This is a genomic window from Chitinophaga sp. 30R24 (assembly GCF_049056765.1).
Taxonomy (GTDB): domain Bacteria; phylum Bacteroidota; class Bacteroidia; order Chitinophagales; family Chitinophagaceae; genus Chitinophaga.
Genome location: NZ_JBJGXX010000018.1, coordinates 13654 through 34623 on the forward strand (window position 1 = coordinate 13654; position 20970 = coordinate 34623).

Below are 20970 nucleotides of genomic sequence, written 5' to 3' on the forward strand. Positions count from 1 at the left end.
GTTAGCTGATCAGGGTTGCTTCCAGCTGCATTATTTTTTCAAATAACTCTTCATATTGTTGATTAGCTCTTTCCAGGTATTTCTGTACATCCTGGTATTCGCTTTCTACCTGCGCAAATTTTGTTTTGTCGCCATAGATATCAGGTAATCCTAAAGTGGCTTCCAGGTTGGCTTTGCGTTCTTTCAACGAGGCCAGCTGACTTTCTACCTGTGAAAATTGCTTTTGCTGTTTTTGCAGTTCGCGTTGTACTTCTTTATTGATTGCACCCTTATTTTCTTGTGCAGGAGCGGCAGCGGCCTGTTGTTTGTTATCTTTCCTGCTTTCTGTATTGGCGGCAGATTTAGTGCTTACGGGTTGTTGTTGTGCGGCCATACGCTTTTTCCATTCTTCGTACTCGGCGTAGGTGCCCTTAAATTCCTTGATCTCGCCATCTACAATTTCCCAGATCTTGTTGGCAGTTTGGCTAACGAAGTAACGGTCGTGCGATACCAGCACCAGGCTGCCTTCGTATTTGTTCAAAGCATCAATAAGCATCTGTACAGAGTTCATGTCCAGGTGGTTGGTAGGCTCATCGAGCATCAGGAAGTTGGCCTGGCTGATAATCGTTTTGGCCAGGGCAACGCGGGCTTTTTCACCTCCGGAAAGGATACGGATCTTTTTGAATACGTCATCACCGGTAAAAAGGAAGCAGCCGAGCAACTGGCGTAATTCCAGTTCGGTGCGTCCGCTGCCGAAGTTTTTCAGCTCGTCCAGGATCTCGCTGTTCATGTCTAGTGATTCGAGCTGATGCTGTGCATAAAAGCTGGTAACTACATTATGGCCGGGAACACGTTCTCCCTGCATGGGCTCCATTCCGAAAATGATACGGAGCAGGGTAGACTTACCTTTACCGTTGGCGCCTATCAGCGCTATTTTATCGCCCCGGTTGATCTCTGCACTAGTATTTTTCAGGATCTGGATATTACCAAAGTTTTTGCTGATGTTATTCAGCGTACAAAGGATCTTACCAGGGGTTTTATCGATAGAAAAATTAATCTTAATCTTGGAAGGACCGTTATCTACTTGCTCTACTCTTTCCAGTTTATCGAGCCTTTTGGCGATACTTTGCGCCTGTGCAGCTTTCGATGCTTTGGCTTTAAAGCGTTCAATAAACCGCTCTTGCTGGCGGATATAATCTTGTTGGTTTTCGTAGGCCCGGTGCTGCATTTCCCGGCGCAATTCTTTTTCTACTTCATAGTCGGCATAGGAACCGGCATAGTGATGCAGTTGTTGCTGGTATACTTCTACGATCTTGTTCACCATGCGGTCAAGGAAATAACGGTCGTGCGATACAATGATCACCGCGCCGCTGTAGCCTACCAGATACCTTTCCAGCCATTCAATGGAAGGAAGGTCAAGGTGGTTGGTGGGCTCATCGAGCATGAGTACATCCGGTTGCTGTAAGATCAGCCTGGCCAGGAGCACACGCATGCGCCAACCTCCTGAAAACTGGCTGTAAGGACGATCCAGGTCGGAAGTGGTGAAGCCCAGGCCTTCCAGTACCTGTGCGGTTTTATGTTTCATGTTGTAACCATCCAGGGCTTCGAATTCATGGAGCTTATCACTGAATTCGTGTAATAGCTCATCAGTCTGGCTATCTTCCAGCTCTTTGGTAATGCGCTCAATGTCTTTTTCCAGTTCCAGCGCTTTACCAAAGGCCATCATGCCTACGGTAAGAATAGACTCGTCTGTTTCAAAACTGAGCAGGTCCTGGTTAAAGAAGCCGATGGTCAGATTTTTACTTTTATTGACGCTTCCCCTGGAAACGGAGTATTCACCATTGATAATGCGCAACAGGGTGGATTTACCTGTACCATTTAATCCGATCAGACCTACACGGTCGCCCGGTTCTATATGCCAGGAAGATTCTTCCAGGATTATCCTGGACCCAAACTCGAACGTAATGTCCTGTAATGCGATCAACATAAAATCAAAAAATTGGATAAAAAACGGCCAAAGTTAAGAAATGATTTGGATGATTAAAGGGATGAACCGGATGTCTGGGTATGATTTTGTACTTTTGGCCATTATTATTGATATATTTTAACATTTTATAAGAAGAAGTTACTTGTTATATGATGAATAGCAATTATGTATTGGCGGCGGTAGCATCCTTGTTGTTGTGTTCCTGCCATCAGGCAGCACCTAAAGAAGAAGCACAGCAAAGTAGTGTTGTTACAGCTTTACAAGCGCCCTACAGCGAGATATTTTACGATTCCCTGCAGGTAACAATGCAGGCCTATTATCACTTATCAGCTACGCTGGTGGAATCAGACAGTTTGCAGGCAAATGCGGCGGCAGTGGTTTTGCAGGCGCATGTAGACAGTCTTCCGGTACAACTATTACAGATGGATAGTAGCCACCTGGCCAATATAGCTGGTATTACAGGCAGCATCAGCGCGGAATTGAAAGGATTGGCAGGAGAAGCAGGACTGGAAGGTAAGCGCGCTTCTTTCCAGATGGTTTCGGATATGCTGTTCGATCTGGTGAAAAACACAGGTTTGAAAGGGCATACCATCTATCATCAATACTGTCCTATGGCGTTCGATGATAAAGGTGCTTATTGGTTGAGCGATAAGTCTGACATACAAAATCCTTACTATGGCCATAAAATGCTCAACTGTGGAGAAACCCGCGATAGTTTAATTTATAAATAAAAGATAAATCGTTGAATCATAAACAGTAAATCGTAAATTACTATTACGATTTACTGTTTATGTCTCAACGATACGGCCCCATTTTACTATTCCTTGTTTTGTTAAGCGCCTCAAAAGGGGCCGTGGGACAGCAATTTACAGTGAGCGGGTTTGTAAAAGACAGCAGCAGCGGTGAATCATTGCCTGGTGCTACTATTCAGGTATTGCATGCAGGAAGTGGGGTTCATACCAATAACTATGGTTTTTATTCCCTTACCCTGCCTGCCGGTAATTATATACTTCTTTATTCGTTTATAGGCTATGAAGCCCGGGCGGTGGCCCTTTCCCTGAAAGAAAACATTACCCAGCATGTTGAGCTGTCTCTCCGTACCTACCAGGCAAGGGAAATAGTAGTTACTGATAAAAAGAAGGAAGCCTATGTGAAAAGCACCGACATGGGCCGGATGGAGCTCTCATCGGAACAGGTGAAAAAAATCCCGGCCTTATTGGGAGAGGTGGATGTGCTCAAAGCCCTGCAACTTATACCAGGCGTGCAGTCGGCAGGAGAAGGGAACAGCGGTTTTTATGTAAGGGGAGGAGGCGCAGATCAGAACCTGATTCTGCTGGATGAAGCGCCAGTGTATAATACCGGGCATCTCTTCGGTTTCTTTTCTGTATTTAATGCAGATGCTATCCGGAATACTATTCTCATTAAAGGCGGTATGCCTGCATCTTACGGGGGGCGTTTGTCTTCTGTGGTGGACATTTCCATGAAAGAAGGCAACAATAAGCATTTCGAGGCTGAAGGAGGGATTGGTCTTATTGCGTCCCGTTTATCGATACAAGGACCGCTGAAAAAGAATAAATCTTCCTTTATTATCAGCGGCCGGCGTACTTACATCGACCTCATCACTAAGCCTTTCGTTAACCATACTTCGTATAAAGGCTCGGGCTATTATTTTTATGACCTAAATGCCAAAGTGAATTATATCTTCTCAGACAAGGATCGCCTGTACCTGAGTGGCTATATGGGAGAAGACAAGTTTAGTTTCAGTAATGAAGATCATTCGTTTGATGTAAAGATCCCCTGGGGCAATACCACGGCCACGTTGCGTTGGAACCACGTGTTCAGTACAAAGTTGTTTGCCAATACCTCTTTGGTCTATAATGATTATACTTTTCGGTTTAAAGCGTTGCAGGATAACTTCAGCGTTCGCTTACATTCCGGTATCAGTGACATAAATCTGAAAACAGACTTCGACTACTATCCTTATAATCGCCACCATGTAAAGTTTGGGGGCGATTATATCTATCATACTTTTACACCGTCAACAGTTTCCGGGCGCCAGGATTCCACTATCTTCTCTCCTGATAATGCGTTCCGGAAATATGCTCATGAAGTGGGGCTGTATGTAATGGACGATTGGGAGATATCGCCTCATCTGCAGGTGAATGTGGGCCTGCGCTTCAGCGGTTTTATGCAGATAGGCCCCTATACCCGTTATACCGAGGATGCTGCAGGTAATAAAACGGATAGTGTGGTATATGGCCGTTGGCAGCGGGTGGCCAGCTACGGAGGACTGGAGCCCAGGATTATCGTGCGTTGGTCGTGGAATGATAATAGCTCCCTGAAGGCGGCGGTAACCCGTAATTACCAGTTCATTCACCTGGTGTCTAATGCCGCTACTACTTTGCCCACAGATGTATGGGTGCCTAGTACCTATCTGGTAAAGCCGCAGGAATCGTGGCAGTATACAGCCGGTTATTACCGGAACTTCCAGGAAGATGCCTGGGAGGCCTCTGCAGAAGTTTATTACAAAAATATGCGCCACCAGATCGAGTACCGGGAAGGATATACGCCAACGCTCGCAGACCCGGAACAGGATTTCGTGTTTGGCCAGGGGCAGGCCTATGGGCTGGAGCTGTTTGTAAACAAGAAGGCAGGCGCCTTCACCGGCTGGATAGGATATACTTTATCCTGGTCTTGGCGGATATTTCCGGATCTCAACAATGGCCAGCGTTATCCGGCAAAATACGACCGGCGCCACGATCTTTCCGTAGTGGGCAATTACAGCCTGAATAAGCAGTGGAGTTTTTCTGGTGTCTTTATTTATGGCACTGGCAATGCCACTACCATGCCGGAAATTTTTTATTTTATAGAGCGTACGCTGGTGCAGGGATATGGCCCTATTGATTCTTACCGGCTGGGGGCTTACCACCGGTTAGACCTGTCGGCTATTTACACCCACACGCCGAAAAAGCCCCGGCGCATCAGGGGAAGCTGGACATTTTCCGTGTATAACGTATATAACCGGAAAAATCCGTATTTTATCTATCTGGACCAACAGGGAAGCATTGTTAACGGCACATTGAAAGTAACCGCTAAACAGGTGTCGTTGTTCCCGGTATTACCATCAGTTACTTATAACTTTAAGCTATAATTTAAATATGTGTTTAAATGTATATGATGGTTTTAAATAAAATATAAGGATTTTCAAGAAAAATAGAATACTTTGTTTAAGCGGTTGTTACCATATCGATCCCCAGGCATTTTAATCATATTGAGTGAGAGAATACAGCTGTATATTTAATTATTTTTAAAATCCTTAAAGATCAGGTTGCTGGTTATCAAAAAGCTAACAAACTATTTCTTAACTTCGCAAACATTTTATAAAGGAAATATAGCCCATATAAAAAAGTATGGTGCTAATAGCAAAACGTATGATAAATATCACTTTTCCAGATGGCGCAGTTCGTCAGTATGAACCTGGAGTAACTGCATTGGACATCGCCAAATCCATCAGCGAAGGATTGGCACGTAAAGTATTGGCAGCAAATGTTAATGGGCAGGTAGTAGATGCTACACGCCCTATTTTGACGGATAGCACGCTGCAACTGCTGACGTGGGTGGATAAGGATGGCAAGGCAACAATGTGGCATTCTTCCGCGCACCTGATGGCCGAGGCCCTGGAAGCTTTGTATCCCGGCGTTAAATTGGGATATGGTCCTTCTATTGAGAACGGATTCTATTACGATATAGACCTGGGCGACCGCACTATCTCTGAAGAAGATCTGAAGAAGATCGAAGCGAAGATGGTGGAGTTGTCTAAACATAACAGCGAATATATACGCAAAGACGTAAGTAAGGCAGATGCACTGACTTATTTCACAGAGAAGGGCGATCCATATAAAATAGAAACCATCAATGAATTATCAGATGGTAATATCACCTTCTATACACAAGGTGGTTTTACTGATCTGTGCCGGGGGCCGCATATCCCGAATACCAGTTTCATTAAGGCAATCAAATTAACCAGCATTGCCGGGGCTTACTGGCGTGGTAATGAGAAAAACAAGATGCTTACCCGCATCTATGGGATCACTTTCCCGAACCAGAAGGAACTGGATGAATACATCGCGTTGGTAGAAGAAGCTAAAAAACGTGATCATCGTAAGTTGGGTAAGGAACTGGAACTATTTGCTTTCTCTGAAAAGGTAGGGCTGGGGTTGCCAATGTGGCTGCCTAAAGGCGCTATGCTGCGGGAACGTTTACAACGTTTCCTCCAGGAAGCCCAGCTGGCCAGTGGCTATTTACCGGTAGTAACACCGCATATCGGCAATAAAAATTTGTATGTGACTTCCGGTCACTACGAAAAATATGGTAAAGATAGTTTTCAGCCTATACACACCCCGGAAGAAGGAGAAGAGTTTATGCTGAAACCGATGAACTGCCCGCATCACTGCGAGTTGTATAAGGTGTCTCCTAAGTCTTATAAAGACTTACCGGTGCGCTTCGCTGAATTTGGTACGGTGTACCGTTATGAGCAACATGGCGAACTGCATGGGCTTACCCGCGTAAGAGGGTTTACCCAGGACGATGCGCACCTGTTCTGCCGTCCTGACCAGGTAAAAGAAGAGTTCCAGAAAGTGATCGACCTGGTAATGTATGTATTTGAGAGCCTCAGCTTCACAGAATACACCGCCCAGATTTCCCTGCGTGATAAAGAAGACCGCAGCAAGTACATCGGTACAGAAGAGAACTGGGAGCTGGCTGAGCAGGCGATTATCGAATCTGCAACAGAAAAAGGCCTGAATACCGTAGTTGAATATGGTGAGGCTGCTTTCTATGGTCCTAAGCTGGATTTCATGGTAAAAGATGCTTTAGGGCGTAAATGGCAGCTGGGTACTATCCAGGTAGACTATAACCTCCCGGAACGTTTTGAGCTGGAATACATCGGTGCAGATAACCAAAAACACCGTCCCGTGATGATCCACCGTGCGCCATTTGGCTCGCTGGAAAGGTTTATCGCCGTTTTGATCGAGCATTGCGCAGGTAAATTCCCGCTCTGGCTGGCGCCTACCCAGGTGAAAGTATTGCCTATCAGTGATAAAAGTCTGGAATACGCAGAAAAAGTCATTGATTTGCTGAAAAAAGCGGAAATTCGCGCTGAGATTGACGACAGAAGCGAAAAGATCGGTAAAAAGATCCGTGAGGCAGAGTTAGCCAAAATTCCGTATATGCTGGTGCTTGGTGAAAAAGAAGCAGCTGACGAAGTGGTAGCAGTTCGCCGTCAATCGAAAGGTGATCTGGGAACTATGCCAATTGGCCAATTCATTACGCTGGTAAGTGAAGAAGTAGAGAAACGGAAAGCTATCGAATAGTAAATAATAATTGTGGAAAAAAGGTATATAAAAACAATGAACCTTACCTGCTTAAGGTATGTTTATTGCTCTGATTTTCCTCTTATTTTTGTAGAAATTGTTTTTGGTCCATGGACAATAGATAGATGGACCATGGACTCATGGACAATTAATTAATTAATTTTAATTTTCTTAATGCAACAAAGACCCAGACCAAGTTTTGGCGGCAACAACCGGGGCAGAAACCCCAACTTCCGTAAGGAACAACAACAAGAACATCGCACCAACAGGATGATACGTGTTCCTGAGGTAAGGCTCGTAGGAGAGAATGTGGAAGTAGGCGTTTACAGAACAGAAGAGGCGCTACGTATGGCAGAAGAACAGGGATTGGACCTGGTGGAGATTTCACCAAATGCCGTTCCTCCGGTTTGTCGTATTATCGACTACAATAAATTCCTTTACGAAAAGAAAAAGAAAGAAAAGGAGATGAAGGCGAAGGCGCACAAAAGCGAGGTAAAAGAAATCCGCTTTACGCCCAACACCGACGACCACGATTTCGATTTCAAAGCAAAACATGCGGAAAGCTTCCTGAAAGACGGTAACAAAGTGAAAACTTATGTACAGTTCAAGGGCCGCGCCATCATGTTTAAAGAACGTGGTGAATTGATTCTCCTGAAGTTTGCAGAAAGATTGGCAGAAGTAGGCGCACTGGAAAGTATGCCTACCATGGAAGGTAAACGTATGATCGCCATCTTTGCTCCGAAAGCAGCTAAGAAGAAGGAAAAAGAAAAGGAACCAAGGGAACCTAAAGAACCCAAAGCTCCTGCCGCTCCTTCAGATAACAACGAATAAGCCAATAGCAATACTTTATTAGCAAAGCAGCCATGCAGGATCTTATCCTGTATGGCTGCTTTTTATCTTTATAGACAGTTTTTTCAGAAAATTACTCTGCCACCTTTGGGGTATGAGCCATTAAATAAGCCAGCGTTTTGCGGCGTACGCGTGCCACGTCTTCCGGCAATATCGGCAGGTCGGTTTGTTTGCCCATATCATCCCATATCCTGAGTTGTATGTATTTGGGAAATAAAGGATCATTGCGGAAGGCGAGCGCTTCTTCTTCGCTCATAGGGCCGCCCTGGTATGCTAATGTTTGTTTACTGGCCTCAGAAAGCGTATCGTAGTAGGCGCTGTCGGACCAGGTAAGATATCTTTTGGCGGCTACATGACTGCCTACCAGTTTTGCCATTCTTTCCGGGAAACCGCATTCAAGGAGGAATGTGCTGCCCAGGTTGTCGTGGGCGTGGGTACCATATATCCCCATTTGTTCCGGTTGTTCAAAGAAATGGCCAATGTCGTGCAGGAACGCAGCAATTACCATTTCGTCTTCGAAACCCGTTTTTTCCGCTATCATCGCTGCCTGTATCATATGCATCAGCATCGTCACTTCTTCTCCGTATTCCTGGTGGCCATAGCGCTCATATAAATCGAAGATCTTTTCAATAACAGCATGTACGTGTTGTTCGTTATAGGTCATTTTCGTATGTTTATAAGGGTTAGTAATGTTTTCATAGCCGTGGACGACACTATAACAAAAGTAACGGCTAGGAGCGCTTTATCTACGTATGGGATGTTATGTTTTTATTAAGCCCCTGCATTGATTTGTTCAAGAAAATAATCCTTTACCTTTGCGTTTTACCACCAAATAAATCCAAAGTATTGCTAAGAAAAGAACTGCGCGTCATCCTGGTGTCGCTGATTGTTAGTTTTATCCTGACCGGAGCTAAGTTCTCTGCCTATTTGATGACCCATTCCGTAGCTATCCTTTCTGATGCGCTGGAATCCATTATCAATGTGGTAGCAGGTGGTTTTGCTAGTTATAGTATCTATCTGGCCAGTAAGCCTAAAGACGCTAATCACCCATATGGACACGGGAAAGTGGAATTCTTTTCTATAGGATTCGAAGGTGCTATGATCTTCATCGCAGGTATATTGATCCTGGTAAAAGCAGCACAGTATTTTATCACTCCCCGCGAGCTGCATCAGATGGAGAAAGGTTTATGGGTACTGGGAGCTACCACGGTAGCTAACTTGCTGCTAGGGCTTTATCTGGTACGCTCAGGTAAGCAATTATCGTCTATTACCATCTCTGGTAACGGACAACATATCATGACGGACGTATATAGTAGCGCCGGCCTAATAGCTGCCCTGTCTATTATTCATTTTACAGGCTGGAACTGGCTCGACCCAATGGTATCTGTATTGATGGGAGGGCTTATCTTAACTAAAGGATATCAGTTGATGCGCCGCTCCATATCTGGTTTGATGGATGAAACAGATATGAAAGTAGTAGACCGCGTAATTGCTATTCTTTCTGCCCACAGAAGACCTAACTGGATAGATGTTCATAATATGCGTGTACAGCAATACGGTAATAATTATCATATCGATTGCCATGTTACCTTGCCTTATTACCTTGAGCTAAATGAAGCCCATGAAGAAATGAAGCAGATAGAAATACTGGTAAACAGCGAGTTCTCCGGTAGCGAAGTAGAGTTCTTTATCCATATGGACCCTTGTATTCCTATTTGTTGCCACTATTGCCTGAAGGAAGCTTGTCCGGTTAGAAGCCATCCGTTCACCGGAAAAATAGAATGGAGCAGGGATAATGTGCTGCCTAACAGAAAGCACGGTCTTTAATGCAATATATTATCTTATAGATAAGATGATTATTCTTCGCCTGCTTCTTCACCATCTCCATGCCCCAATATCTCCCGTATAGGCTTTACTGCCTGGTAGATACTGCGGTTATACTTATTTCCTAAGATGATAAGGGTAGTGGTATCTTGTATGAAGCGGTAGAACACCGTGTTATTGCCATGCCACCAGCCATTGTGGTAAACGATGTTTTTGGTGCTGTCTGGATATACCATAAGACGCCAGCCAAGTCCATAATTGCGGATGCCTGGTTTCTCATGGCTATAAGGTGTGTAGGCAGCTTTCAGTATTGCTGCGTTGAGGAAGTGGCCGGAATAAAGCGCCTGATCCCATTTTAGCATGTCGCGGGCGCTGCTGTAGATGCCTTTGTCTCCCATAACGCCATCAAAGTAAGTATCCGGTTCAAACTGGCCGTTATATTTATGGCTTTGGGTCTGATGCCTGTGGGCAGCAGAAGCAGGATCGAACACAAACGTATTTACCATACCCAGGGGCTTAAAAATAGTTTGCTCCATGAAGTCTGCATATTTCTCTCCGCTTACCTTTTCAATGATAGCAGCTAGCAACAAGAAGTTGGTATTGCAATATTGAAAATGTGTACCGGGTGCATGCTGCATAGGAGGTTTATGAATTTCCATCATCCTGATAACTTCATCGTTGGTAATGAAGCGCTTTGGCTGCTTCCAATAATTATCGCTGAAATAGAGGTAATTGGGTAATCCGCTACGATGGCTCAATAGCATCCGGACTGTGATGCCTTTATAGGGAAAGCCCGGAAAGAATTTTTGTAAGATATCATCCAGGCTCAGCTTTTCATTTTGTACCAACCATAATATGGCTCCTCCGGTAAACGTTTTGGAAATAGAAGCAAGTTGAAAAGAGGAGCTGTCGTCAATAGGCGCCTTAGTGCGGGAATTTTCATACCCATGGTATTGCTCAAATATAACAACGCCTTTGCGCGCTACTAATATAGCGCCGTTGAAACCGGTCCGCAATAGTTTTCCGTTATAAAAGGTGGCCAGCTCTTGTTGTATCTGCACCGTCCGGGGCGACTTCAATATCGCTTCTTGTTCTGCTGGCGTTAACCCCAATGTATACAATACGGTATCCGTTGTTATGCTGCTACTTTCTGCATTCCTTTTTGCTGCATCGCTCTGACAACTTGATATTATTGCAATTCCCGATATTGTTAAAATGATACTTACTGCTTTCAATCGCTTCATTAGTGGAGGATAACTTCTTTCTTACGTAATTCAATTGACTCTTTCGAAATACAAAGCGCTAAATTTAGACCCAAAGTAAAAGACTGCCAAATAAAAACAGTGGTTTCAAGCCCTTTTAAGTTATTTTTAAGCCCAAACACTGGAAAAACGTTAAAAAAAACCCTTGAGAAGGATGTTTTTTTGATAAAATCGAATTTGATTACTGTGCTATTTGATAATTCCTTAACATAGAGTAGGTTTGTGCCCTGTTCCCCGTTTTTAGCAATTATTAAGCCAATTGCAATACTTAGATATATATATACTTTAATATAATATTATGGATCAGCAAAAGTCAACCAGTTATCCGAAAGAGAAGATCAGCATTTTATTGTTGGAGAACATCAGTGACGCGGCTGTAGCAGAGTTTACTACTGCCGGTTACCAGGTGCGCAAGTTATCGGGTGCGCTCAGCGAAGAAGACCTGATCAATGAAATTAAAGAGGTACATCTTTTAGGAATCCGGTCCAAAACCCAGGTAACCCGTAAAGTATTGGAATCGGCCAGGAAGCTGCAAGCAGTAGGATGCTTTTGCATAGGTATAAACCAGGTTGATCTTAAAGCAGCTACCGGCCATGGGGTAGCGGTTTTCAACGCACCTTATTCTAATACAAGGTCTGTGGCTGAATTAGTAATAGGATTGTCTATTATATTGATCCGTCGTATTGTAGATAAAAATGCTGCCGCTCACAATGGCACCTGGTTAAAAGAAGCCACCGGCAGTTTTGAGATCAGGGGGAAAACTTTAGGTATCGTAGGGTATGGTAATATTGGAAGTCAGGTGAGCGTATTGGCCGAAGGTTTAGGAATGAACGTGATCTACTACGACGTGGAAACGAAATTGCCCCTCGGTAATGCAGTGCAGGTACGTAGTTTAAAGGAACTCTTTGGCCAATCAGATATCATCTCCCTGCATGTGCCTTCTAATAAGTCTACCGAGAATATGATCAATAAAGAAATACTGGCAGACGCAAAACCAGGCGCTATCTTCATCAACTACGCACGTGGGGAAGTAGTAGACCTGGAGGCGCTGAAAAATGCTTTGGTAGATGGGCAGCTTTCGGGCGCTGCGATAGATGTATTCCCGGTAGAACCGGAAAAGAACGGCGCTGCTTTTAGTTCGCCTTTACAAAAATTATCCAATGTGATCCTGACCCCGCATATTGGTGGCAGCACGGAAGAAGCGCAGCACAACATTGGGCTAGACGTGAGCAGTAAGCTGTTGAACTACCTTGAAAAAGGTGCCAGCTTTGGCTCGCATACTGTGCCAGCGCTCAGCGTACCGCCAATCGAAAACACCCACCGTATCCTGCATATCCACGAGAACGTGCCAGGTGTACTGTCTGCTATTAATACCGCCTTATCTTCCAATAAGATTAACATCCTGGGGCAGTATCTCAAAACCAATGATCAGATTGGCTATGTAGTGCTGGACGTAGATACCAGGCTTTCCCAAGAAGCGCTTGCGCTCCTGAAAGAGGTACCGCATACCATCAAAACCCGGTTGTTGTACTAGGATAGGCCGGGATATACGAATGTGAGGGTGCACCAGTTTTGATGCACCCTTTTTAATATGCCGCTGGGAAAAAATAGCATATTCAGTATTAATCCCACACTGAAAATTGACCCGTTTACCGATTCTTTTTCTTTATATATGCATTTTATATTTATTTTTCGAAATTCTTTGCTAACCTTGTGAAATAACCGTATAAAAGAAAATATCAGAAAATGAAAATCAATAAAGCTGTGATAACAGGAGCAGGGTTAATGGCCGGGCTGTTGTTATATGGGAATGCTTATGCACAGGATAGTGAACCCAATAAATGGGCGCCTGCCAATATAAAAATAGACGGGCAGGCAACTGAGTGGCCTAAACCCCTGCAGTTCTATAACAATACAACTAAGTTATTTTACACTATAGCCAACGATAAGGAAAATATATACATTATTGTTAGTGTGCCGGATGCACAGAGCCAGATGAAAATTATGCGTTCTGGTATTACTATTTCGCTAAACCCGGATGGAAAGAAAAAGGGTGGGGCGTCTGTTACTTTTCCGCTGACGTATAATGTTAACACCGGTGCGCCAGATGTTCCGGAAGCTTCCAGGGCATTGATTGCCGGAGAATTAAAACGGCAATTGCTGGCGAATGTAAAAGAAATTAAAGTAGATGGCTTCACTGGTATCCCGGATGGCAATATTCCAGTGCAAAATACGTTTGGTATTCAAACAGCATCCTCCTACGATGCTGCCGGAAATCTGGTTTGTGAGCTGGCAGTACCCCTGAAAGTATTGGGTATAAACACATTAAGTGAACAACCCATTGCCTATCGTTTCAAGGTAAATGCAATGAAGCGGGAAGATAAGAAAGAGTTGGAGGCAAAACGGGCAAAAGGAGAGCACGCCCCCATGCCTGGAGAGGGACCCGATACATTTGCTTTGTATTTTTCGGCCGACTTCTGGACACGCCAAACATTGGCTATCCATTAGTCGTTATTTAGCCGTACCTAGTCTCAATCCTTTTTATGTATAAAAAATTGTTTTCTGCAGGAACAAAAGCAATGCTGGCCGGGAGTTTTTGCACCGGCATTTTAATGTCTTGCCATAAAGACAACGGCGCCACTCCTTCGGGAGGGAATGGAGGAGATACCGCGCAGGTAACTGCTGCTATGAAAGAGGATTCATTGAAATACCTGATGTACCAGATCATGCAGGTAACCTATGGAGATGGCGGCCGAACGGCCAAAAGTGGGTTGCCTACCTATTATTGGTATGATAAGGTACCACAGTTGAATCCCCTGTCTTCCCAGTTTGGAACTGCCGATGCCCTGTTGACCCAAATGAAAACCTACGCGATCAACCCGGCTACCCAGCAACCTTACGATCATTACAGCTTCCTCGACCGCGATGGCACTATTACCAATAAGCTCATGAATGGTGTTTCTGCCCGTAATTTTGCAGCAGTGACCGGCGACGTAGGTATGGAAATCGCTCCGGTACTGGCAGCGACAAACAGTTCCAATGTACGTTGGTTCGTATTGTACGCCGACAAAAACAGTCCTGCCGGGAAAGCCGGTATCCAACGCGGATGGGAAATCACTTCGGTGAACGGTACCACCAATTTCACGAACACGCAGGCGTCGCTTAATTTCGTAAGTAATGCGGTGTTGCAATCGTCGAGTGTAGCCCTTGGGCTAACCCAGGCCGATGGTACCACCAAGTCAACGATCACACTCAATACAGCTTCTTATAATATTAACCCTGTATTATTCGACTCTGTGTATACGGTGAAAAACAGCGACCAAAACACTGTGAAAGTAGGCTACTTTGTGTTCTATACTTTTTCGAGTGTATATAACGACCAGGGGCAACCTACTTTTACCAAAACCATACTCGACCAAACCCTTAGCAAGTTTGCCGGCCAGGGTATAAAAAACCTGATTGTAGACCTGCGTTATAATGGCGGCGGGGCTACTACTACTGCCGAGTACCTCGACAGCGCCATTGCTCCTTCCAAAGCGGCAGGTAAGGTAATGTACAATTACCTGTACAATGATAAGATCACCCAGAACCTGGCTGCTACCGGGCTTACTTCCCAGGTACTTTTCCCTTCCAGTACCGGTGGTATGCAGTTGGACAATGTTTTCTTTATCGTTAGTGGGAATACGGCGTCCGCCAGTGAGCTTACCCTCAATAATCTGAAACCTTATATGAATGTAAGGCTCATTGGGGACACTACCTATGGTAAGCCAGTAGGGTTTATCGATTTCAATATCTCTATGTACAGCAATGGCAAGCCGTCTATCTATCTGGCAGACCTGTATGCGATTAACTTCGAAACCAAGAACGCTAATAACCAGGGTGGTTACTTTACAGGTATTCCACAAGACCCAGGCGCATTTGCCAATGATTATGTAAATGTTCCCTGGGGTAATACTACTGCAGACCAGAACCTACAACAAGCCTTCAATTTTATTATGAAAGGCCAATATCTCGGATTAAATCCTTCTGCCAGGATGAGCGCTGTAAATAACGATAATTTACGTATGCCTATTCCCGGTGTAAAAACGCTTCAAAATAATTTTAATGGTATGGTGGACTACCGTTTAAGCAAGGAAGTTTCCAGGTTAAGATAACGCTTTTATGTACTTCCTAAAAAGGAAGAGGCTATCTCAAATTTGAGATAGCCTCTTCCTTTTTAGATACTTCTGGAGGCATATCATTTAGACAATGCTCAGGCCCTTGATTTGTTTTAGAGGATAGGGTATAAAGATAGCGTCGTTATTTGGAACCCAGTTTACGGATCATATCTTCCGATATATCTTCTGAATAAACACCATACCCGTACATCAGCACTCCCTTTACACCCGATATTGTTTCAATGGCATATACTACTGCTTCATCTCCAGGATCGGTATCGCCTTCAAAGCGATAAGTTTCTACGATCTTAAAATCCTGTGGATGCACTTTTGAATCGTGTGCCTGTATGCAGTCGAAAAGCAAATTAAAGTCGGCTGTATAACCCCTTTCGCGCAGGTCTTCAATAGCAGCCGTTACGGTGTCATAAACTTTCATATGTATAAAATTTCCGGTGATCTTACTAAAGGTGATCTTACTAAAGATAACAAATAAGCGGTCGATTTGGTTAATTGGTGGGCAGGGAAATGGCCATAAAAAAGGCTGTACCGCAAGCGATACAGCCTTTTCAGTTGATTCGTTTTTCCGGTATTATCGGATCACGGTCACCTCGCCTTTGAGTACGTTAGATTGGCCGCCAGCTACTTTCTTATAAGTGAGCCACCATACATAGGTGCCTACATTTACAGGAATGCCTTTGTATTTACCATCCCAGCCTCTGTGGTTGTCGGAAGATACGAAGATCAGTTCTCCCCAGCGGTTAAAGATCCTTAATTCGTAGTCGAACATTTCTCCTCTTACTACTGGTTTGAACACATCATTTCTTCCATCGCCATTCGGTGAGAAAGCATTTGGTATGGTCGGTTTAGGTTCGCATTGTACAACATCTACGGTGATGTCGTCGGTAGCGGAACCGCAATCATTAAATACAGTTACCGTATAGGTACCCCCGTTAGTGACAGTAAGCGTAGGAGCGGTAGAACCGTTATCCCATCTTACCGCTGTAATGCCACCGCCTTCGGCACGTAAGATCAGTGTTTCACCTTTACACAGTGTGGTATCTCTACCCAGGTTTATTTTTGGTAAACCGGTGATATTCACTTTTACGCTGTCCATGTATACACGTTGACAGTATTTATCCATTACCGCCAGTTTATAGTTACCGGCCTTACTAACCTGTTTAACCGGGTTAGGATCTCCGTCGTTCCATAGGTAAGAAACTGCATCCGGGTTAGTACCGTTCAGTGTTACGGTGCCGCCTGGGCAAATGTTTCTGTCTGGTCCAAGATCTAGGATAAGTTCAGGTTTCATTCTTACGTTCACGGTATCTCTTACTACGCAATTGTCTCTGCTTACAGATACCCAGTATCCACCTGGTTTGTTTACCACGATTGAGTTACTGGTTTCACCGGTTTGCCATTTGATACGGCCGCCGTTTGAATTTACAGTGAGCATAATAGACTGATCAGGGCAGATAGAGGTATCGCGGCTCATGCTAATATCTGGTGGAGGGTTCACGCTTACTTTCACCGTATCGATGGTGATACATCCAGATTTTATCACTTTCACCCAGAACTCTTCCTGAGTGCTTACCAGGATAGAAGAAGCGGTAGAACCATTACTCCAGAGGTATTGTGCGCCGTTTACATAAGCGTCCAGTTTTACGGATTGGCCACGGCAGATGGTAGTATCCGGGATGTCTACCAGTGGTGTTGGTATCAATCCTACCTGGATCGTATCAGTAGTAGCACATTCGCCGTTGCTTACGTTCACCCAGTAAGTACCCGCTTTGGTTACCTTGATCCGTTGAGTGGTTTCGCCGGTAGACCATTTGATACTGTAGGAGAAGTTAGCTGCACCTGCATCCAATACCAGGCTGTTGCCACCGCAGATAGTGGTATCGTTGCCGAGGTTCACTGCCGGACGTTGGATGTAGCTAAGGTTATAAGTCATGGTATCTGAAGAACAACCTGTTCTGCTATCAGTAATAATGAAGGAAGCAGAAGTAGCGCCGTTCAGATTAAACACATTGTTGTTTTGTGTGAGTGGCAAGCCAGGTACCGCATTAGCAGGTGTTACGCTTACCAGGGTATAGGTTGGCATATACACATCGCCTACTTTGCGTAAGGCTATCCTGCCGTTGTCTGAACAGTTGGAAGGCAGGGTAGCTTCCAGTTGTGGTTTGGCGCAAGGTTTAATGATGATGCGTTGTATTACATCGTTTGCTTTATTACCACACGCATCCATGATACTCCATCTTCTCACAATCGTATAGCCGTTACAGATATCAGCCACATAAGGATCTTCTGTATAGATGGCTCGTTTCGGGAAGGAAGGATCACAGTTGTCGCTGGCTGTTAATACTACCGGCGCAGGGATCTTATCCTGACAGTACAGGGTAAGGTCAGCTGGTGCAGGCATAATCACCGGACGGGTGGTGTCTTTCACGGTTACTACCTGTTTCATGGTAGTGGTGTTACCGCAGGCATCTTTTGCTATCCATGTTCTGATAATGCGATAGTTGCCGGTACATGCGCCAGGGATTGTTTCCGTTGTGATCTGGCGGCTTACAGTGAGGCCATTGCCGATGGTACTGCAATTATCAGTTACCTGTACATCGGTGGCAGGAGCAGGGATCGCATCGCAGCTTACGGTAGTATCTGCCGGTGGCTTCACGGTGAATACCGGTTTGGTCGTATCCTGTACAGTGATAACCTGCTGCATGGTAGCTTTATTGCCGCAGTTGTCTGTGATGGTCCAGGTACGTATTTCCTGGTAGTTGCTTGCGCAGGTTACGCCTGGTAATTTCACTGTTTTGCTGCTGGTGAACACTTGTATGTTACCGGTGCAATTATCAGTAGCCGTAATAACTGGCCAGCCAGGTACCTTATCACAATCCACTACGGTGTCTTTCGGTGCAGGCATGCTGAATACTGGTTTAATAGTATCCTGTACGCTGATGATCTGTTGTACAGACCTGGAGTTACCACATTCATCGAAGGCTGTCCATTTTCTGTAGATCACATAATTGTTATCACAGATCTTAGAGTTATGTACCACAGAATCTTTAGGTACTACGGTGATTACACCTGGTGTACAGTTGTCTTTCGCCGTGAGGTTAAATCCTGCAGGTACCTTATCGCAATCTACGGTAGTATCTCTTGGAGTAGCCATATCGAACACTGGTGCTGTGATGTCTTTCACAGTGATCACCTGTTTGAGTGTTACACCTGTGTTGCAAGCATCTTTGGCGGTCCAGGTACGGATCAGCATATAGCTGTTAGCGCAGCTGCCAGGAATATCCTGACGAACTTCCACTACTGGGATACTGATTTCGCCAGCGCAATCGTCTATTGCTTTCAGGTCTGTTGGAGCAGGCACCTTATCGCAATCTACGGTGATGTCGGCAGGAGCAGGGGTAGTAAATACCGGTGCTTTGGTATCCTGTACGGTAATAGTCTGGGTAGCGCTTACAAAAAGACCACATCTGTCCGTTGCCGTCCAGGTACGGGTAATCGTAGTTACGCAAGGAGACGTTGTCACGGTTACATCGTTGTAGGTAACGGTCAGTTTCTCGTTGGTGTAAGGTGCATGGCTGAATACCGGATCTCCAAAGAGAGTGGTATAATCTTTACCTTTCACACATTCAGTAGTAATCGCAGGGGGAGTGAAGGTTACAATCGGTCTGATATTGATCACTGTAATCTGCACTGGATTACTGATATTATTGATACATGCTCCGGAAGCTACAATTCTTCTATACCAGATAGTAACGCTCTGCGTGCCTGGTTGGTAAGTATCGTTGGTAGCGCCAGGGATGTTGGTAAACGGACCGGTAGCACCAGTAGTGCTTTGTTGCCATTGATAGGTGTAGGCACCATTTCCGCCGGTCAGCGCATTGCTGCGTATAGCCATTGGCGTTTCAGTAGCACATACAGTCTGATCGTTTCCGATAGTATTGCCCAATATTGGTTTACGGTTAATCAGCGTAACGCTGGAACTGCTGGCATCGCATATGCCATTACTTACAACCCAGGTCAGTTGGGCGGTTTCACCGGCAGGTACTGTAACAGTAGCATCTTTCCGGTTAATATCGCTGATACTGATAGGGGAGGCATTGGTGCTGGTAACAATCCAGGTACCTTTTGCACCAGGTACGCCCGGATCGCTTGCGTTCATCATAAAGGTAGCGTCATCACAGTGTTCCTGGTTAGGACCTGCATTGGCAGCTATCGGTAAGCGGTAATTGATCAGCGTTACATCATCCCAGGTAGCACTACATACTCCGTTGGTAACGGTCCAACGTAATACTACGGTATCGCCTACGTTTACATTCACCAGGCTAGTTGGGCTGTTGATAGATTTGATTACTGCATTTCCTTTGATGATAGACCAGAATCCTTTCGCACTTGGAACAGATACTGGATCTGCTGCCATTTGGAAATCACCGGTGTTATTACACATTTCGATATCCTGACCTGCATTAGCTGCATCTGCTTTCGCATAGTTGATGAGCGTTACGATGCTGCTACTATTGGTACAAGTACCGTTGGCAACGGTCCATTTCAATATCACGGTATCGCCTATTGGAACAGTAACAGCTGTATATGGATCGTTTGGTGCTTTAATAGTAGCACGTCCAGGGACACGGCTGATATCTTCCCAGGTACCTACTGCGCTGCTGGCGCCAGGTTCACTGGCTTTCATGATGAAATCAGCGTTGGTATTACATTTTTCCTGATCAGGACCAGCGTTGGCAGTAATGGCTTGTTTGTAGTTAATAATAGTTACCCGGCTGAAGGTAGTGTCACATACGCCGTTGGCAATAGCCCATTGCAATACTACGGTGTCGCCTATTGGTACCGTTACTGCGGTAGTTGGACTATTAGGCGATTTGATAGTAGCTCTACCAGGCACAGGACTGATATCCGTCCAGATACCGATGGCGGTTGGTACGCCCGGTACATTGGCCGACATGATAAAGTCGCCTGTTTGGTTACAGAGCTCTTGGTCTGGACCAGCATTGGCCTGGTTGGCAAGAGCGTAGTTGGTGAGCTTCACAGTCGCCTGCGTAGAATCGCACACGCCGTTGGTAATCCACCAGGTAAATGGTACAGTGTTACCTGCCGGTACAGTCACAGTAGTAGTAGCATTGGTGCTGTCTGCAATAGTGATCACACCATTGTAAGCAGCTGGCCATCTCCACACGCCATGAGCGCCATATTCAGTAGGGGTGTTACCAGAGAGGGTAAAGTTGGCATCATCACAATGTTCCTGGTCTTTACCAACGGTAGCCGCTACTGGTTGTTCGAAGTTGGTGAGCTTCACGGTAGCCTGCGTAGAATCGCACACGCCGTTAGTGATCCACCAGGTAAATGGTACGGTGTTACCCGCTTTTACGGTCACGGTAGTAGTAGCATTGGTGCTGTCAGCAATGGTAATTACACCATTATAAGCAGCTGGCCATCTCCACACGCCATGAGCGCCATATTCAGTAGGGGTGTTACCAGAGAGGGTGAAGTTGGCATCATTACAATGTGCC

General features: G+C 45.1%; 13 protein-coding genes. 8 read left to right on the forward strand and 5 right to left on the reverse strand.

The window, feature by feature from the left end:
- Position 1: 1 nt before the first annotated feature.
- Positions 2–1966, reverse strand: coding sequence for an ABC-F family ATP-binding cassette domain-containing protein (locus ACDQ55_RS20800; RefSeq protein ID WP_420983569.1), 1965 nt, complete (start codon positions 1964–1966; stop codon positions 2–4).
- Between the two features lie 149 nt (positions 1967–2115).
- On the opposite strand from ACDQ55_RS20800, the gene ACDQ55_RS20805 reads away from it, so the two are divergent.
- From ACDQ55_RS20805 to infC, 4 genes are all read left to right on the forward strand, one after another.
- The gene (locus tag ACDQ55_RS20805; RefSeq protein WP_420983570.1) at positions 2116–2697 is read left to right on the forward strand and encodes a DUF3347 domain-containing protein; all 582 of its coding nucleotides are present in this window, start codon (positions 2116–2118) and stop codon (positions 2695–2697) included.
- Between the two features lie 59 nt (positions 2698–2756).
- The gene (locus tag ACDQ55_RS20810) at positions 2757–5117 is read left to right on the forward strand and encodes a TonB-dependent receptor (protein WP_420983571.1); all 2361 of its coding nucleotides are present in this window, start codon (positions 2757–2759) and stop codon (positions 5115–5117) included.
- 280 nt (positions 5118–5397) lie between these two features.
- Positions 5398–7338, forward strand: a complete 1941-nt coding sequence (thrS, locus tag ACDQ55_RS20815; protein ID WP_420983572.1) for a threonine--tRNA ligase — start codon at positions 5398–5400, stop codon at positions 7336–7338.
- Between the two features lie 174 nt (positions 7339–7512).
- Positions 7513–8169, forward strand: a complete 657-nt coding sequence (gene infC / locus ACDQ55_RS20820) for a translation initiation factor IF-3 (protein ID WP_420983573.1) — start codon at positions 7513–7515, stop codon at positions 8167–8169.
- A gap of 91 nt (positions 8170–8260) precedes the next feature.
- On the opposite strand, the gene ACDQ55_RS20825 is transcribed toward infC, so the two are convergent.
- Positions 8261–8851: an HD domain-containing protein gene (locus ACDQ55_RS20825; RefSeq protein WP_420983574.1), complete on the reverse strand. Its 591-nt coding sequence runs from the start codon at positions 8849–8851 to the stop codon at positions 8261–8263.
- 182 nt (positions 8852–9033) lie between these two features.
- On the opposite strand from ACDQ55_RS20825, the gene ACDQ55_RS20830 reads away from it, so the two are divergent.
- Positions 9034–10014, forward strand: a complete 981-nt coding sequence (locus ACDQ55_RS20830; RefSeq protein ID WP_420983575.1) for a cation diffusion facilitator family transporter — start codon at positions 9034–9036, stop codon at positions 10012–10014.
- A gap of 29 nt (positions 10015–10043) precedes the next feature.
- Here ACDQ55_RS20830 and ACDQ55_RS20835 read toward each other — a convergent pair whose 3' ends face one another.
- The gene (locus ACDQ55_RS20835) at positions 10044–11255 is read right to left on the reverse strand and encodes a serine hydrolase domain-containing protein (RefSeq protein WP_420983576.1); all 1212 of its coding nucleotides are present in this window, start codon (positions 11253–11255) and stop codon (positions 10044–10046) included.
- Positions 11256–11571: 316 nt separating this feature from the next.
- Here ACDQ55_RS20835 and serA point away from each other — a divergent pair, with 316 nt between their 5' ends.
- From serA to ACDQ55_RS20850, 3 genes are all read left to right on the forward strand, one after another.
- Positions 11572–12807: a phosphoglycerate dehydrogenase gene (serA, locus tag ACDQ55_RS20840; RefSeq protein WP_420983577.1), complete on the forward strand. Its 1236-nt coding sequence runs from the start codon at positions 11572–11574 to the stop codon at positions 12805–12807.
- Positions 12808–13019: 212 nt separating this feature from the next.
- The gene (locus tag ACDQ55_RS20845; protein ID WP_420983578.1) at positions 13020–13781 is read left to right on the forward strand and encodes a hypothetical protein; all 762 of its coding nucleotides are present in this window, start codon (positions 13020–13022) and stop codon (positions 13779–13781) included.
- A gap of 35 nt (positions 13782–13816) precedes the next feature.
- On the forward strand, positions 13817–15427 hold the full coding sequence (locus ACDQ55_RS20850) for a S41 family peptidase (protein ID WP_420983579.1): 1611 nt from the start codon (positions 13817–13819) through the stop codon (positions 15425–15427).
- Between the two features lie 145 nt (positions 15428–15572).
- On the opposite strand, the gene ACDQ55_RS20855 is transcribed toward ACDQ55_RS20850, so the two are convergent.
- The gene (locus ACDQ55_RS20855) at positions 15573–15866 is read right to left on the reverse strand and encodes a phosphoribosylpyrophosphate synthetase (protein ID WP_420983580.1); all 294 of its coding nucleotides are present in this window, start codon (positions 15864–15866) and stop codon (positions 15573–15575) included.
- A 153-nt stretch (positions 15867–16019) separates the two neighbouring features.
- Positions 16020–20970: gliding motility-associated C-terminal domain-containing protein (locus ACDQ55_RS20860; protein WP_420983581.1), on the reverse strand; the 4951-nt coding region annotated here is incomplete at its 5' end.